Raw genomic sequence first — 2,022 nt, forward strand, 5'->3', positions numbered from 1 at the left:
TTTAGAAGTTCTGGATCCGGAACAAAACCACGCTTTTAGCGACCATTATCTGGAAGTGGATTATGATCTTTTGGATGTTATGTTCATTGCCACAGCAAATTCTCTTAATATCCCCCCGCCATTGTTAGACAGGATGGAAGTCATTCGACTAGCCGGCTATACAGAAGAAGAAAAGTTGAATATCGCTAAACGTTATTTAATTCCACGTCAGCTTGAGTTAACGGGATTAAAAGGAAAAGAAATGCTTATTTCTGATGGTGCGATTTATGAAATTATTCGGTATTACACGCGGGAAGCTGGGGTTCGAGCTCTGGAAAGAGAAATCGCAAAATTGTGTCGAAAAGTCGTTAAAGAAATTTTGACAGCGAAAGAAAAATTAAAACGAGCTAAAAAGGAAAAGCCCATCAAGCAGCGTCAAATAACCGTCCGCAATTTAGGAAAATATTTAGGTGTAAAACGTTATCGTTTTGGATTGGCTGAGGAAAAAGACCAAATTGGGCAAGTGACCGGTTTAGCTTGGACAGAATTTGGAGGAGAGCTTTTAACAATAGAAGCTCAAGTAATGCCTGGAAAAGGTAAATTCTTACATACCGGGCGTTTAGGAAATGTCATGCAAGAGTCAATTCACGCAGCCACTACGGTGGTACGGAGTCGCTCAACTGGATTGGGTGTCCCGGATGATTATTTCCAAGTGCATGATTTTCATATTCACGTTCCTGAGGGCGCCACACCAAAAGATGGTCCAAGTGCTGGTATTGGGATGTGCACCGCTCTAGTTTCAGCAATTACGCGAATTCCTGTACGAGCTGATATTGCCATGACAGGTGAAATCACTTTGCGTGGTGAAGTACTTCCCATTGGGGGATTAAAAGAAAAATTGTTAGCTGCGCTCCGAGGTAATATAAAACATGTGATCATTCCTGAGGACAATAAACAAGATTTAAAGGAGATACCGGCCATGGTGACTCATGGTTTAAAAATCCACCCCGTAAAATGGATTGATCAAGTATTTGAATTAGCGCTGACTCATATGCCCGAAGTGGAAGCTCCTGTCAAAACTTCTCCGTTGAAAACATCAAGCAAAATCTGTAAGGAAGATCGACGGACTCAAACGCATTAATTATTGTTTATTTTCATGGCCAACAATCAGGAAAAATTACAATTCGATATCTTGCGTCTTTTAGATCGTGCAAAAAAGCGAGTGGATCAAGTTGAAATTAGTGCAGGTATCGAAACGGGTTTTTCAGTAGATGTTCGTCTGGGGGCTGTAGAAACCGTCGAGTATCATCGTGAGAATTCTCTTGATATTACAGTTTATCATCAACAACGTACAGGTAGTGCGAGCACTTCGGATTTATCTTTTGAAGCGATGGAAACTGCTTTTGATAAAGCTTGTACTATTGCCCAATTTACTCAGGAAGATCCCTATGCCGGATTAGCAGACGTCGCGGATATGGCCTTGGATTATCCCAATTTGACGCTTTATCACCCCTGGCAAATTACCCCTAAAGAAGCTATTGAACTCGCCATAGAATGTGAAACCGTTGCGCGAAAATATGATCCTCGAATCAAAAATTCCGATGGCGCTACGGTGAATACGTATGATTCTTTTAGAATTTATGCGAATTCTCACGGATTTTTAGGTCACTATCCTTCGACCATTCATAGTATGAGTTGCAGTTTAGTTGCTGAACAAAACAACCAAATGCAGCGCGATCATGATTACACTTTGGCCCGTAGTTCCGATAAATTATTGCCAATTAATTTTATTGCTCAACACGTAGCAGAAAAGACAATTCGTCGATTAGGAGCTAGAAAAATAACGACGCGTCGCTGTCCTATTATTTTTGATGCACCTGTGGCGAAAGGAATGTGGCGATCCTTAATTTCGGCTATTCAAGGCAGTAATTTATACCGTGACGCTTCTTTTTTATGTGGCCAATTACATCAGCAGATCTTTCCTAAATTCATTACTATTTATCAGGAGCCGCATTTGCTGGGGGAAATTGGCAGCGCACCTTT

2 protein-coding genes are annotated in these 2,022 nt (G+C 41.1%); both read left to right on the forward strand.

Going from position 1 to position 2,022, the window contains the following annotated elements; all coding sequences use genetic code 11:
• Nucleotides 1-1,120 (forward strand): S16 family serine protease (locus B1F79_RS01920; RefSeq protein ID WP_285896357.1); only part of this gene is annotated, 1,120 nt, incomplete at its 5' end.
• A 15-nt stretch (nt 1,121-1,135) separates the two neighbouring features.
• Nucleotides 1,136-2,022: metallopeptidase TldD-related protein (locus tag B1F79_RS01925; RefSeq protein WP_251365770.1), on the forward strand; the 887-nt coding region annotated here is incomplete at its 3' end.

The sequence above is a fragment of the Coxiella-like endosymbiont of Rhipicephalus sanguineus genome (genome assembly GCF_018687865.1).